Source organism: Arthrobacter sp. HMSC06H05 (assembly GCF_001807395.1).
In the GTDB taxonomy this organism is placed as follows: domain Bacteria; phylum Actinomycetota; class Actinomycetes; order Actinomycetales; family Micrococcaceae; genus Pseudoglutamicibacter; species Pseudoglutamicibacter albus.
This window is the reverse complement of record NZ_KV788998.1, coordinates 56154-70643: the sequence shown is the minus strand read 5'-3', so window position 1 is coordinate 70643 and position 14490 is coordinate 56154. Positions and strand designations below refer to the sequence as shown.

The window sequence follows — 14490 nt, the reverse complement described above, 5'->3', positions numbered from 1 at the left end:
GGCAACACTTACTGACCAGACTCAGTAGCGCCCTTCTTCTGTTTTTCAGGCTTGGCGTCCACGCCGGCTTCTTTACGCTGCTGAGGCGTGATCTCCGCCGGTGCTGCCGTGAGTGGATCGAATCCGCCGCCGGTCTTCGGGAACGCGATGACTTCACGGATCGAGGTTTCACCTGCTAGCAGTGAGACCACGCGGTCCCAACCGAAAGCGATACCGCCGTGTGGGGGCGCACCGTACTTGAACCCCTCCAGCAGGAAGCCGAACTGCTCCTGCTGTGTTTTCTCATCCACACCCATGACCTTGAACACGCGTTCTTGAACGTCACGGCGGTGGATACGGATCGATCCGCCGCCAATCTCGTTGCCGTTGCACACGATGTCGTATGCGTTAGTCAGTGCCGAGCCTGGGTCGGTGTCAAACGTGTCGAGGAACTCAGGCTTCGGTGCAGTGAAAGCGTGGTGGACCGCGGTCCAGGAACCCTCGCCGACCGCGACATCGCCCTCAGCGACAGCTTCAGCGGTGGACATGAACATTGGGGCATCAACAACCCAGACGAACGCCCAGTCGCCGTCCTTGATCATGCCGGTCCGGTGCGCGATTTCGACGCGGGCTTGCCCCAGAAGCTGACGGGTCGAGTTGGTTGGGCCAGCCCCGAAGAAAATGCAGTCTCCAGGGTTCGCGCCGACCTTCGCAGCAAGGTTCTCACGCTCAAAGTCGGTGAGGTTCTTAGCCACGGGGCCAGTGAGCTCACCGTCTTCTTGAACCAATACATAAGCTAGGCCTTTGCCGCCGTGCTGCTTGGCCCACTCTTGCCAGCCATCGAGCTGACGGCGCGGCTGGGACGCCCCACCCGGCATGACCACGGCCCCGACGTATTCTTGCTGGAACACCCGGAATTCGGTGTCTTTGAAGAACTCCTTGAGTTCGGTGATCGGGTTATCGAAGCGCAAGTCTGGCTTATCGGAGCCGTACTTGGTCATCGCTTCCTGATAGGTCATGCGTGGGATCGGGGTTTGAATTTCAACGCCGATGAGCTTCCACAGTTCTTTCACGATCGCCTCACCCAAAGCGATGATGTCTTCTTGGTCAACGAAGGATGCTTCGATGTCCAGCTGGGTGAACTCAGGCTGGCGGTCTGCACGGAAATCTTCGTCACGGTAGCAACGCGCCAGCTGATAGTAGCGCTCCACGCCACCGACCTGCAGTAGCTGTTTGAACAGCTGAGGCGACTGCGGCAACGCGTACCACTTACCTGGAGCAAGGCGCGCAGGAACGATGAAGTCGCGCGCTCCCTCTGGGGTCGAACGGGTCATCGTTGGGGTCTCTACCTCGAGGAAGTTGCGTTCCTCGAGCACACGACGAGCAGCCTTATTGGCCTCGGAACGCAAACGCAAGTTCGCGGCTGGCTTGGGGCGGCGCAAATCCAGGTAGCGGTACTGCAGGCGGGTCTCTTCGCCGACCTCGACGTGTTCGTCAACCTGGAACGGCAACGCTGCTGAAGCGTTCAAAACCTCAAGAGTGTCAGCATGAACTTCGATCTCACCGGAGGCGAGGTTCGGGTTCTCGGATCCCTCGGGGCGTGCCTTGACTTCACCGGTGACTTTCACAACGAACTCGTTACGCAGTGGCGAGAACGTCTCCTCATCGTGAACAACCACCTGAGCAATACCGGAGGCGTCACGCAGATCGAGGAACGCGACACCGCCGTGGTCACGGCGACGAGCAACCCAACCAGCAAGCGTCACGGTCTGCCCCACGAGCGAGGCGTTGAGGGAACCGGCGTCATGAGTACGGAGCACGGTGATGAAATCCTTTCAGCGGTCCACCTTGCTATACGTTCACTCGTCACGGTGTTAGGCGACGTACACGCTGGGGTGGGCCGGTTGTCTACAGAGAAACCTAGTCGGCAGTGATGAATTAACTACGAATCAGTCTAATGGCTGATCAGCGCGAGCTGGCATCGGCGCTCGGGCCTACCGTGGGCCGAAGATCAACTTGCGCCGGCATCCAGGTGTGTGGGTCGGCGGTAACCTGCTCACCTGAACGGATGTCTTTGACTTCGTGCACACGGTTGCCGGAAGCATCTTTGGACATGAACCACACGTACGGGATACCTCGGCGGTCAGCGTGACGGATCTGTTTACCGAACTTCTCGGGTTTACCCATGATCTCGGTCGCCACTGCTCGTGAGCGCAGCATTTCAGCGATTTCGACGGCTTCAGCGAAATCATCCTCGCTTGGAAGTGCCATGAGCACCGCGGTAGGGACGGCACGGTGCGCCACCAGATGCTCAGTGGCAAGCAGACGCGATACAAGGCGGGAAACCCCGATCGAGAGCCCAACGCCTGGATAGTTCTTCTTACCCTTGGTGGCTAGGGATTCGTAGCGGCCACCGGAGCAGATCGAACCGAGGGATTCGTGCCCGATCAATGTCGTCTCATAGACAGTGCCCGTGTAGTAGTCCAGGCCGCGGGCAATAGAGAGATCAGCGACGATGCGGTGAGGCTTGATCTTGGATGCGACCTCGATCAACGACTTCAGCTCAGCAAGTCCCTCGTTCAACAGCTCGTGTTCAACCCCGAGGGCTTCAACCTCGTGGGCGAAAGAAGCGTCCGCGGACTTGATCGAGGCAAGCTTCAACGCCTTCTGCGCCTGGTCATCGTTCAACCCTTGAGCAGTGAGTGCCTCATGAACCTTCTGAGCGCCGATCTTTTCGAGCTTGTCGATCTCGCGCAATACCGCCGCTGGATCCTCGACGCCGATGCCGCGGTAGAAGCCCTCGGAAAGCTTGCGGTTGTTGACCCGCACCTCGAAGTCACCCAGCTCCAAACGCTCAAGCGCATCGGCCATCACCAACGCCAACTCGAGGTCATAGGTCAACGGGAGTTCGCCATCGCCCACAACATCGACATCCGCCTGAGTGAACTCACGGAAACGACCATCCTGAGGCCGTTCACCACGCCACACCTTCTGGATCTGATAGCGGCGGAACGGAAACGTGAGGTAGCCAGCGTTATCCGTAACGTAACGGGCAAACGGGACCGTCAGGTCAAAGTGCAGGGCAAGCGCGTTCGGGTCATTCACGCTGGCAGGTGACTCGTCAGCAAGACGCGAGACACCATAGACCTCTTTGTCGATCTCACCCTTGTTCAGCAGCGTCCCGACCGTCTCCACAGCGCGGGTTTCAATATTGGAGAAGCCGTGAAGCTCAAACACTTCCCGCAAGGTATCCAGAACATGGTTCTCCACAATCCGCTCCTGCGGAAGCCATTCAGGAAAACCAGTTAGGGACAACTTACGGGACATGATCTCGTGACTCCTCACAACAAAACTCGCGCACTGACCAGCTCACGCACTGACCAGCGGAAGCAACTCTCACACGTGCACGACTGTGCACAAGACGCCTCTCATTCTAAAGCCAGCAGCCAGCTGGAAGAACCTGGGAGCACGCGCGTTGCGCAACGCACCAGAATTCAGTGTCCACACTCAACTGCGTCAGAACTAATGTCACAAGGCTAAAACCCGGGTAGAATCTGGTGCGTACGTGTGTGCCTCTCCCCTGGACCGTTCCCATGCACCGGCATCAACGGCCCGGTGGGCGTGGCAGTCTCAAAACTTGAGCGAAAGTGTTGACCGTTGACTGAACAGCAGCCTCACTCCCAGGAAACCGCGGCACAGGAGAACACCTCCCAGCAAGCCACGGAGAAGGCATCCGCAACAGATGCGCAGCCTGCACAGCAGAACCCAGCCCCAAGCAGCACCCCAACCCCAGCGACCCCGAAGGCCCCTACGCCTTCGATGATCGCAGGGAAGGAAACCGCTAAGGACACGGTGATCCCAGCCCCACAGGTGCCAGCCACTAGCTTGGAAGAGGCACGAAAGTTTGCGCGAGTCACCGATGACGGTCATGTGTTCGTGATCGTTGACGGCAATGAGCATGCAGTGGGCCAATATCCTGACGCGACTGGAGATGAAGCACTCGCCTACTTTGTACGCAAATACGACGAGCTGCTGGGCGAGATCATGTTGCTTGAACAGCGCGTTGTAGCCAAAGCCCCAACCGCTGAGATGCCGAAGGCCCTCAACGCGATCGATGAGCGCGTCAAAGCTCGCGACGTCGTGGGCGACATCGCGATGCTGGAGTCCCGTGTCGAGAACCTGCGTGTAGCGATCGAGAACCTGCGCCAGCACGAGCGTGCCAACGCTGAGCAGCTGCGCGCTGAAGCCACAGCCGCCCGCGAGAAGATCGTTTCAGAAGCCGAAGACCTTGCCGCTAAACCGGCCGAGCAGGTTCAGTGGAAGAGCGCATCGCAGCGCATGGCTGAACTCTTCGACGAGTGGAAGGCCGCACAGAAGAACGGCCACCGCTTGCCTCGCGCTACCGAGGACGAGTTGTGGAAGCGTTTCCGCTCTGCACGCAATAAATTCGATAAGAACCGCCGCACCTTCTTCTCCAAGCTCGATGACCGCAATGCTGAAGCTAAGCGCATCAAGGAAGACTTGATCAGCCGCGCCGAAAGCATGCAGAACTCGACTGACTGGGGTGCTACCTCAGCCGAGTACCGCAAGCTCATGTCCGAGTGGAAGGCTGCACCGCGTGCATCGCGTAAGGACGATGACGCGTTGTGGACCCGTTTCCGTGCCGCCCAAGACGTGTTCTTCAATGCACGTAAGAAGGCTAACGATAAGATTGACGCCGAGTACGCCGAAAACCTCAAGGTTAAGGAAGCCCTCCTGGAGGAGGCCCGTGCGATCCTTCCAGTGAAGGACCTCAAGCAGGCACAGCGTGCACTTGGTTCGATCCGCGACCGCTGGGAAGCTGCCGGCAAGGTTCCACGTTCCGATATGCACCGCATCGAAGCCGGCCTGCGCCAGGTTGAAGACGCTGTTCGCTCAGCTGAGCAAGACGAATGGCGCCGCACTGACCCGGAGACGAAGGCTCGCTCGAACTCGATGTTGCAGCAGCTTGAAGACGCGATCGCTGATTTGGAATCTGACCTCGAGCGCGCCCAGGCAAGCGGTGATCAGCGGAAGGTCGCTAAGGCTCAGGAAGCGCTCGATGCACGCCGTGCGTGGCTTGAGACCGTGAAGCGTTCAGCTGCCGAACTGGGCTAAGAAGATGTTGAGGTAGCTCGAGATTCCCTACCCCGGTAGATCTCCGCTAGCGCAAGGGCCTGGAGTTGTCCACAGGACAGCGCCGGGCCCTTGTCGTATCTGGACGCTGGAACGCACCATGAATGCATGACGCCAACCCAGAATGATCGCGACCTGCCTCTTCCTGATCTTCCACCGCCTCGCAAAGATCTTCTACCGCTACCTGCCACGCGTAGCCGGCTCTGCGAGGTTCCCTTATGGGATGCGATGCGTGAGAACCTCACTGAAGCCGAGCTTGCGGCGGCTCTTCGTGATGACCTAATCCGCCACGTTGTGGGCCCGCTCTATGCCCGTTTATCGGTCAGCCACCGTCCGATGGTGCGGTGGGCCGCACTCTACCGTTTCCAAGTGGCCTTGGCTGAAGACGGCATCAAGAATACGGTCTTCGATCACCAGACTGCGTTGTGGGCGTGGCTCGGTGGCAAGCCGCCAACGAGCCTCAACGTGCGGGCGCGCGTGCACAGTAGACGCTTCAGGAACATTGGTGGGCTCAATATTTATATCGATCCGTTGAACCTCAGCCAACGAGACATCGCATATGTTGAAGGGGTCAGGGTCGTGACACCGTTGACGGTCGCTGTCGAGTTAACGGCTGCGATTGCGCGCGATGCTGATGTGCCAGCGCCTCGAGTCGCTCGGTTACTCAGTGATATTCCAGAACGTATCGCGATGGGCTGGCAACGAACCCTGAAGGATCCCAATCCAACGGTTGGGGATCAGGTAACACAAACTCTCGAGCTAGAAGACATCAAGCCAGTCGATATGGACCGCTTGTTGGACGGTAGCGATCGATTCGCTCGTTTAGGTACAAAGCGTCAGACCCTCGTGCGGCGGCGGTTGCGGGAGATTAGCGCCGCTCTTCTGAGGCCCCACCTAGCACCCGGCTGACATCATAGACGCCTTCAATCCGGCGGATTGCAGCGAAGATATGGCTCATGAAGTCCGGCTCCCCCAGCTGGAAACGGAAACGTGAAATCGCGGTCCGGTCCTTGGTGGTCCACAGGTTCGCAGACAAGATATTGACGTGGTTCTCCGAGAGCACTTTGGTGACGTCGCTCAAAAGCGAGTGCCGGTCGAGTGCCTCAACCTGGATCTCTACCGTGAATACGGTGTGGGAACGAGGATCCCACGCGACATCGACAATCCGCTCGGCTTCAGGACCGCTCAGATTAGCGATGTTCGGGCACGCTGAACGGTGTACCGTGACGCCCGAGCCGCGTGTTACAAAGCCTTTGATCGCATCCGGTGGCACCGGCGAGCAACACGGGCCCAGCTTAGCCACAACATCACGTGAGCCCTGGACGATAACCCCGGAAGAGCTCGGCTGTGAGCCGCGCGTCTGGTTTTGGTCCGAGGTGAAGTTCATGCCTGGTTCAGGCTGAGCTACCTCGGGTTCTCCCGTCAGGCTCGTGATGTGCTCCATCACGTTCTTGGAAGAGACGTGGCCTTCGCCCAGGCCCGCGTACAGACCAGTGATGTCGTTGTAGTGAAGCTCTTTCGCAACCGCTGTGAGGATCTCTGCCGTCATGAGCTTCTGGAGCGGGAGCCCAGCCTTACGAATCGCTTTAGAGAGCAGATCCTGGCCTTTTTCTATCGCTTCCTCGCGGCGCTCCTTGGAGAACCATTGCCGAATCTTGGTGCGGGCTCGTGGTGAGGCGACAAAGTCTTGCCAATGGCGTGACGGGCCGGCGTTTTCTGCCTTCGAGGTCAGTATTTCAACCTGATCGCCATTGTTGAGCGGTGTATGCAACGGAACAAGTTTCCCATTGACTTTAGCGCCAACGGCCCTGTGCCCCACATCCGTGTGGACCGCGTAGGCGAAATCCACGGGTGTGGAACCCAGTGGCAGCGAACGCACCTCACCGGCCGGGGTGAAGACATAGACTTCAGCGGAGTTGATGACATAACGCAAGGAATCGAGGAACTCATCTGGATCCTCAGTGTCTTTCTGCCAGGCCACCAACCGGTTGAGCCAGTTGATGTTGGTTTCTTTATCGTTCTCTGCAGAGCCTTGCTTGTATTTCCAGTGTGCGGCTACACCGTATTCGGCACGCTTATGCATTTCGTGGGTGCGGATCTGCACCTCGACGGGACGGCCGCCGGGACCGATCACGGAGGTATGCAAGGACTGATACATGTTGAACTTAGGCATCGCAATGTAGTCCTTGAACCTGCCGGGAAGCGGGTTCCAATGCGAATGGATGATGCCCAAGACCGCGTAGCAGTCTTTGACGGAGTCAACCAGGATCCGAACACCCATGAGGTCGTGGATCTCGTTGAATTCTTTCTTCCGGACTACCATCTTGTGATAGACCGAGTAATAGTGTTTAGGCCGGCCCGTGATGACCGCGTTGATCTTCTCTTCAGAGAGATTCGCCTCGATCGCTTGCCGAACTTCGGAAAGATACCGTTCACGTTCAGGCGTGCGGGCGCCCACCATGCGCACGATCTCTTCATACACTTTCGGGTGCAAAACCGCGAAAGAAAGATCCTCAAGCTCCCACTTGACGGTGTTCATCCCCAAACGGTGGGCCAACGGAGCGTATATCTCGAGGGTTTCCCGGGCTTTACGGGACGCCGATTCAGGGTTGACGTAACGCCATGTGCGGGCGTTATGCATTCGGTCGGCAAGCTTGATCATGAGTACACGGATGTCTTGGGACATCGCGACGATCATCTTCCGGACCGTCTCTGCCTGAGCGGCCTCGCCGTAGGTGACCTTATCGAGTTTGGTGACCCCGTCCACGAGCAGAGCGATCTCATCGCCGAAGTCCTTGCGCAGTGCTTCAAGCGAATATTCGGTGTCCTCGACCGTGTCATGCAACAGCGCCGCCGCCAGCGTAGGGCCAGTGAGCCCCATCTCCGCAAGGATCGTTGCGACCGCCACAGGGTGGGTGATGTAGGGATCCCCGGATTTCCGCTTCACGCCTTCGTGCCAACGTGCAGCCACATCGTAGGCGCGTGTAATGAGTGAAAGATCTTCTTCCGGATGTTGCGCACGCACGGTACGTAGCAGGGGCTCAAGGATGGGAGGGGCCGCCGGAAACGTTGACCGGCCTGAGAAACGGATCAGACGCGAAAGCGACCTTCCCCGCCTTGGTTGCTGTTCACCCACTCGCTGTTGCGCCATGGCAGCGATTCCTCCTCTGCTACCAAGCGCAAGGCCTGGCTGTATGTACACAATACGGTGATTGGGTCAGTTTAGACCACAGAACAGTAACGGAACACCTCGTGAACCGGTGAGTCTCACGAGGTGTTCCGTCACGCGGTGCGTTCGGCACCGTTCCCAGCTAGTGGTGAATACGCGTATCAGGCCAGCGCTGCCTCTGAATCTTTGCGGTTGTCATGGACCTCAGCGTCGAGCTCCTTGATCTCTTCATCGTTCTTGCGCAGCTGATAGTACAGCGGTGCCTGGATGAAGAGGGTGGACAACGTCGAGACGATGATGCCGACGAACAACGCAAGCGCGAGGTCACCGAGCGTGCCCGCGCCGAGCAACCAATAACCGATGAACAGAATCGAGCCGACTGGCAGGATCGCAACGACCGAGGTGTTGATCGAGCGAACCAGGGTCTGGTTCACAGCACGGTTGACCTTCTCCTCGAAGGTCATGACGTACTTGAGGGAGGCGTCAGAGGTATTCTCACGGATCTTGTCGAAGACCACCACGGTGTCATAGAGACAGTAGCTAAGAATCGTCAAGAAACCGATGACCGCACTCGGTGTCACTTCGAAACCGACTGCAGCATAGATCCCGGCAGTAACGATCATGACGACGATCAGGCCGCCGATTGCGGCAAGCGACATCTTCCAGGTCCGGAAGTACACCGCCATCAGCAAAGCAACCAAGACCATGAACACGACCAAACCGATCGCCGCTTGGCGTGAGACATCAGCGCCCCATGTCGGGCCAATCGCTGAGACAGAGACCTTCGAAGCATCCGTCTCGTATGCTTTCGCGAGTGCTTCCTTCAAGTCGTCGGCTTGCTGACCGGTGAGCGGGTCAGTCTGGACGCGCATCGTGGTCGCAGCCAGATGCGTCGTCCGTGCGTTCTTATCCGGCACGACCTCGCCGGCGGCGTCGTCACCGAGCTTAGGGTCAGTCTTGTGAGCCTCGGCCACCTGGAACTCGTTGCCACCTCGGAAATCGATACCCAGGTTGAAACCGCCACGCACAACCGGAACCAAGACCGAAAGCACGATCAGAACGAGCGCGATAGCAAACCAGAGTTTGCGCTTGCCAATGAATGGATACGAACGCTTACCGGAGTAGAGCTCGTTACCCCACGCTGCTAGCTTCGCCACGTCAGTTCTCCTCTACCTTGCGTGTATCTGCGTTCCTACCGTTCTCGCGCGCAGCAAGCTCTTCAGCCCGGCGCCGCTCAGCGATCGTCATGCGACGCTGAGCCTCACGGTTAGCCCCGCCGCCGTGTTTGCCGGCCTGCTTCGCTTCACCGCTCTGCCGGCGCACACGCACTCGGCCCGCCCCGGCATACAGCGGCTCAGCGCCCAAAAGGCGCGGATCCAGACCGGAAAGCCTGTGACCTTCAGAGAAGAAAGGCATACGGCTGAGCAACTGCAACATCGGGTGCGTGAACAAGAACACCACGAAAATATCCGCAACAGCTGTCAGGCCCAGGGTGAACGCGAAGCCCTTGACGTTACCCACAGCAACAAAGTACAGAACAACGGCTGCCAGAATGTTGACCGCTTTAGAAGCCAGAATGGTTCGGCGGGCACGCTTCCAACCGGTTTCGATCGCCTGCTGGAGCCTGCGGCCTTCACGCAACTCATCACGGATACGTTCAAAGTAGACGATGAACGAGTCAGCTGTCAGACCAATCGAGACAATCAAGCCGGCAACACCAGCCAGAGACAACCGATAGTTCGCGCCCCAACCCAACAAGACAATCGCGAGATAGGTCAGCGTACCCATGATGATGAGCGAGGCCATCGTCACCAGACCCAAAACGCGGTACTGGAAGAAGGAGTAAACAGCCACCAAGACCAGGCCGATCAAGCCGGCGATCATACCGGACTTGAGCTGATCAGCACCGAGCTTGGCCGAAACCTGGGTTTCGGTCGGGATGTTGAAGCTCATCGGCAAGGCACCGTAACGCAGCTGCTCGGCGAGTTCTTGAGCCGATTCCTGAGTGAAGTTACCCGTGATCGAAGAGCGGCCATCGGAAATGACGGCCAGCGACTGCGGAGCCGAAACCACGCGGCCATCCAACACGATCGCGAACTGGTTCTTAGGCGGCTGAGCTGACGTCAAACGCTGGGTGACCGTCTTGAACGCCGCAGCGCCCTTGTTGTTGAACGTCAACGCAACTTCCCAACCACCGGTCGTGAAGCCCTGCGAGTTCTGTTCAGGACGTGCCTCGGCATCGGTGATGTCAGAGCCGGAAACCTCAACCGGACCCAAGAGGTACTTAGCCTGCAACGGCGGGTCCATCTCACACGCAATAGCTGGCTCTTCAGCCTTGAACGTCGTGCGGTCTTTCTTATTGAGCTCAGCGGCACAATCCCACGCCTGGAACTTACGCAAAAGCTCAGGGGTGACCCACCGATCATCAGAGCCGTTCTGCGGTTTACCCTCAGGCTTTGGGATGTCTTTGATCGGTGTGAGGTCCTTCTTTGGCGTCGCCGTGATGTCTTGGTTCGCCGCGATCACCGGCCGGAACTGCATCTGCGCGGAAGACTTGATGAGGTTACGTGTCTTCTCATCTGGGATGCCAGGCATCGCAACCACGATGTTCTGGTTGTTCTGGGTGGTGACCTCAGCTTCAGCAACACCAGTGCCATCAACGCGTTGACGAATGATCTCGACCGCTTGCTGAAGCTGCTCGGAAGTGACCTGCTTGTTCGGGTCATCCAGTTTAGGGGTCAGCACCATCTCGGTACCGCCCTCAAGGTCCAGCGCAAGCTTAGGAAGCGCACCAGTTTTTCCTGCGACAACACCACCGATGAGCACACCGATCAGCACGAGGTGGATCACCGCGAGCCAGATCAGTGCGCTACGAGCCTGCCGCTTGGGGCTAGTTGTTGACATAAAGGTTTCTCTCACACGTGAGCAATGAATGAATAAAGACTAGGTATCTGCCTCAGCGTGTGAAGTGCATCGGTTCGCAACGCTGGGCTGCTGGTTCTTAGCGCTTATCTGGGCCTTCCGAACCGTCGAGGTCACCCTGGTTGTCCTCTTGCGAAGCCTCAGGGGTCGAGTTGTCTTCTGGGAACTGAGCGATCGCTTGGACGTGGAACATGACACGGTTGCCTGGAGATAGTTCCAAGAGCACCTTGTTCTCGTCTTTGAAGGTGTCAACGACCGTGCCGAAGATACCGGCGGTCGTCATAACTTCTGCACCCGGGACGAGCTTAGTCTCACGTTCCTGCTGAGCTTGCTGCATCCGCTTGCGGTTACGGAACATCGTGAAGACCAAGAAAATGACCATGAGGCCCATGATCAAAAGAAGAGGGCTAATACCCCCGGCCTGTCCTTGCTGACCTTCAGCCAAAATCTGCTGCGCGGAGATCACGTGGCATCCTCAATTCACATTATCGATATCGCTGCACACCCTCGCGCGCGCATTGCAGGCGCAAGGAAAACACCGATCTAGCCTAACCTACCCCGGCAAGCAGGAGTAGTAACTGCAAGCTCACGCCGTAACTCTGGGACGGCACTGTCGGTTGCTGGAAGACAGAAATAGATAGGCCAATGCTTTCTCCAGCTCGGTCGATTCTTCAGATGAGGCGGGCAGTCCCGCCGGGATCCTGCTCCCCCGAAGGTAGGGCGCCAGGAGCACCCTCCGGCGGAGTCAGGCCTAGGTGCGCCCATGCCGCTGGGGTTGCTATTCGTCCGCGTGCGGTTCGGCCGAGGAGGCCTTCGCGCACAAGATAGGGCTCAGCTACTTCCTCGACGGTTTCGGTTTCCTCCCCCACCGAGATCGCAAGTGTTGATAAGCCGACGGGCCCGCCACCGAATTTGGTGCACAACGCTTGCAAAACTGAACGGTCGAGCCGATCCAGTCCACGTTCATCGACGTCATACATGTCCAGGGCCGCTGCGGCTTGAACCGCATCGATCCGCTCGATGCGGTGTACAAGCGACCAGTCCCTGACACGGCGTAGGAGCCGGTTAGCGATACGCGGGGTTCCGCGTGAACGTGAAGCGATCTGCTGATAGCCGTCATCGGTCAAGCGCACATCAAGCATGACTGCCGAGCGCCGCAGAACCATTTCAAGTTCTTCAACCGAATAGAAGTCCAGGTGGCCGGTGAACCCGAAACGGTCACGCAGAGGTCCCGGCAAAAGACCGGCACGCGTGGTCGCGCCCACCAGAGTGAACGGAGGAAGATCCAATGGGATAGCTGTGGCACCAGCACCCTTGCCGACCACGATGTCGACGCGAAAGTCTTCCATCGCAAGGTAGAGCATTTCCTCTGCTGGGCGGGCTAGACGGTGGATCTCATCCAGGAATAAAACTTCGCCTTCAGATAGCGAAGAGAGGATCGCAGCCAGGTCCCCTGCGTTTTGGATTGCCGGACCGGAGCTGATGCGTAGCGGTGCTTGCATCTCCGCGGCAACGATCATGGCTAGCGTCGTCTTGCCCAAGCCTGGAGGCCCGGAGAGCAGAACGTGATCGGCAACCCGTTCACGCAGCTTCGAGGATTCAAGTACGAGGGAAAGTTGCTCGCGAACACGTGCTTGGCCCACGAATTCATCGAAGTTCTTGGGCCGCATCGCAGCCTCGAGCGCGCGTTCCTCCGGCTCTCCGGAGGCATCCACCAGACCGCGCGAGGAATCTGATGCCATCTTGCTGCGTTCCTCTCCCCTAGCTTCTCAACAGTAGTTTCAAGACCGTTCCGGCATGCTCACGAGCGCACTCCGGTCCCGGCCCCCACGCCCCGCAATGCAGCGCGCAACAGCTCTGGAACCGAGGCCCCGGCCAATTCCGGTTGTGCCTTGAGCGTGGCTGCAAGAACTTTCTTAGCTTCCTTCTCAGTCCACCCCAGGCCTGTGAGACCCTCGACCACTTGGGCCTCGGCGGCTTGAGCCAACGCTTCGGCTTCGGTCTGGGCGGCCGGGGCGGCAGTGGCAGTAGCATCCGCCGAGAGCGTCAGCTTGCCCTTGAGTTCAAGGATAATTCGGCTTGCCGATTTAGGGCCCACACCCGAAACGCGGGTCAGCGCTTTCGTGTCTTCGTTCTGAACAGCCGCGGCGAGCTCTTCTGCAGAGTGAACCGCCAAAATAGCTAAACCCAGTTTCGGGCCGATCCCTGAAACGCTCGTGATGATGTCGAAAACGTCCCGGTCACGTGCACTAGTGAAACCGTAGAGAGTCATCGAATCTTCACGCACCACCAAACTCGTTGGAAGAGTGGCTTCTTGACCTACCGTGAGTTCCCCTAACGTCCGCGGAACCGCGTTGACGAGGTAGCCCACTCCGCCCACATCAAGAACCACCGAGTTCAGGTTCAACGTCGTAACGGTGCCTCGAAGCTGAGAAATCATGGGTACGAACAACCTTTCACGGACATAACAGCGCGCCGACGGCACGCCTCACACATAAGAGAGCACCACAAACACGGAGAGTGATACGAGAAGTCTATCCGAATATATCTTCGAACTATCCGTATGTGTGTTAGATACGCCCCGTGTCACAGCGCTCACGAGCCAGCACGGTCAACCACGCGGCTTACGTGCACGCGCCCGCAAAGCAGACTCCGCACGCGCCGCATTATTAGCGGCCTGAGCCTGCGCCTTGAGCCAGGCTCGCTGTGCTGGGGCCACACCACTTTGATTCGATCCTGAAGCCGCCGCCTTGGATGCCGGGTCAGCCCCACGCCACCCGTGAGCCAGAGCGATCGCTATCGCATCGGCCGCATCGGCTGGTTTCGGGGCGGCCGCTAGGCGCAGAATCTTGGTCACCATCCGCCCCACTTGCTGTTTATCAGCCTGGCCGCTACCGGTCACAGCGGCTTTGACCTCAGTCGGGGTGTGTAAGGCAACCGGAATGCCGCGGCGCGCGGCAGCGGCAATGATCACGCCCATCGCCTGGGCGGTACCCATCACCGTAGAGACGTTCGTGTAAGTGAAGACGCGCTCAATCGCCAAAGCATCAGGCCGGAATTCATCCAGCCACTCATCAATCCGCTCAGAAATCGTGAGCAGACGGTGGTCCAAGGCAACCTCAGACGGGGAACCGATCACCCGCACGTCCTCGAGCGTTGCTGTGCGGTCAGTACCAACAGAAACCAGGGCCAACCCGCAACGGGTCAGCCCTGGATCAACTCCTGCTACGCGCACGCACCAACCACCTCGGAAGCCGTTACGCGAA

The 14490-nt window shown here is 58.5% G+C and carries 11 protein-coding genes; 2 read left to right on the top strand and 9 right to left on the bottom strand.

Translation table 11 applies throughout. From position 1 onward, the window contains the following. Positions 1–8: 8 nt before the first annotated feature. A complete protein-coding gene (aspS, locus tag HMPREF3160_RS08330; protein WP_035755147.1) occupies positions 9–1799 on the bottom strand; it encodes an aspartate--tRNA ligase in 1791 nt (596 codons plus the stop codon). Between the two features lie 145 nt (positions 1800–1944). Further along, a complete protein-coding gene (gene hisS / locus HMPREF3160_RS08325) occupies positions 1945–3306 on the bottom strand; it encodes a histidine--tRNA ligase (RefSeq protein ID WP_070492234.1) in 1362 nt (453 codons plus the stop codon). Between the two features lie 330 nt (positions 3307–3636). Between hisS and HMPREF3160_RS08320 the strand changes: the two genes are divergently transcribed. Continuing rightward, the gene (locus HMPREF3160_RS08320; RefSeq protein WP_070492237.1) at positions 3637–5115 is read left to right on the top strand and encodes a DUF349 domain-containing protein; all 1479 of its coding nucleotides are present in this window, start codon (positions 3637–3639) and stop codon (positions 5113–5115) included. 126 nt (positions 5116–5241) lie between these two features. Further along, the gene (locus HMPREF3160_RS08315; RefSeq protein ID WP_141739888.1) at positions 5242–6042 is read left to right on the top strand and encodes a hypothetical protein; all 801 of its coding nucleotides are present in this window, start codon (positions 5242–5244) and stop codon (positions 6040–6042) included. Here HMPREF3160_RS08315 and HMPREF3160_RS08310 read toward each other — a convergent pair. The 7 genes from HMPREF3160_RS08310 to ruvC all read right to left on the bottom strand — a co-directional run bounded on the left by HMPREF3160_RS08310 (position 6002) and on the right by ruvC (position 14459). Beyond that, complete coding sequence (locus HMPREF3160_RS08310; protein WP_070508010.1) at positions 6002–8284, bottom strand: RelA/SpoT family protein; 2283 nt, start codon at positions 8282–8284, stop codon at positions 6002–6004. The two genes, HMPREF3160_RS08315 and HMPREF3160_RS08310, sit on opposite strands and share 41 nt — an antisense overlap. A 179-nt stretch (positions 8285–8463) precedes the next feature. Continuing rightward, positions 8464–9459, bottom strand: coding sequence for a protein translocase subunit SecF (gene secF / locus HMPREF3160_RS08305; protein ID WP_070492245.1), 996 nt, complete (start codon positions 9457–9459; stop codon positions 8464–8466). Between the two features lies 1 nt (position 9460). Continuing rightward, positions 9461–11206, bottom strand: coding sequence for a protein translocase subunit SecD (gene secD, locus HMPREF3160_RS08300; protein ID WP_070492248.1), 1746 nt, complete (start codon positions 11204–11206; stop codon positions 9461–9463). 97 nt (positions 11207–11303) lie between these two features. Beyond that, the gene (yajC, locus tag HMPREF3160_RS08295; protein ID WP_070492251.1) at positions 11304–11690 is read right to left on the bottom strand and encodes a preprotein translocase subunit YajC; all 387 of its coding nucleotides are present in this window, start codon (positions 11688–11690) and stop codon (positions 11304–11306) included. A gap of 205 nt (positions 11691–11895) precedes the next feature. Next, positions 11896–12966 carry a Holliday junction branch migration DNA helicase RuvB gene (ruvB, locus tag HMPREF3160_RS08290; RefSeq protein WP_070492253.1) on the bottom strand — a complete coding sequence of 357 codons (1071 nt, stop codon included), beginning with the start codon at positions 12964–12966 and terminating at the stop codon, positions 11896–11898. A 59-nt stretch (positions 12967–13025) separates the two neighbouring features. Further along, positions 13026–13664, bottom strand: a complete 639-nt coding sequence (gene ruvA / locus HMPREF3160_RS08285; RefSeq protein ID WP_035755132.1) for a Holliday junction branch migration protein RuvA — start codon at positions 13662–13664, stop codon at positions 13026–13028. A 171-nt stretch (positions 13665–13835) separates the two neighbouring features. Continuing rightward, entirely contained in the window at positions 13836–14459 is a 624-nt protein-coding gene (gene ruvC, locus HMPREF3160_RS08280; protein ID WP_070492256.1) for a crossover junction endodeoxyribonuclease RuvC, read from the bottom strand. Positions 14460–14490: the final 31 nt, after the last annotated feature.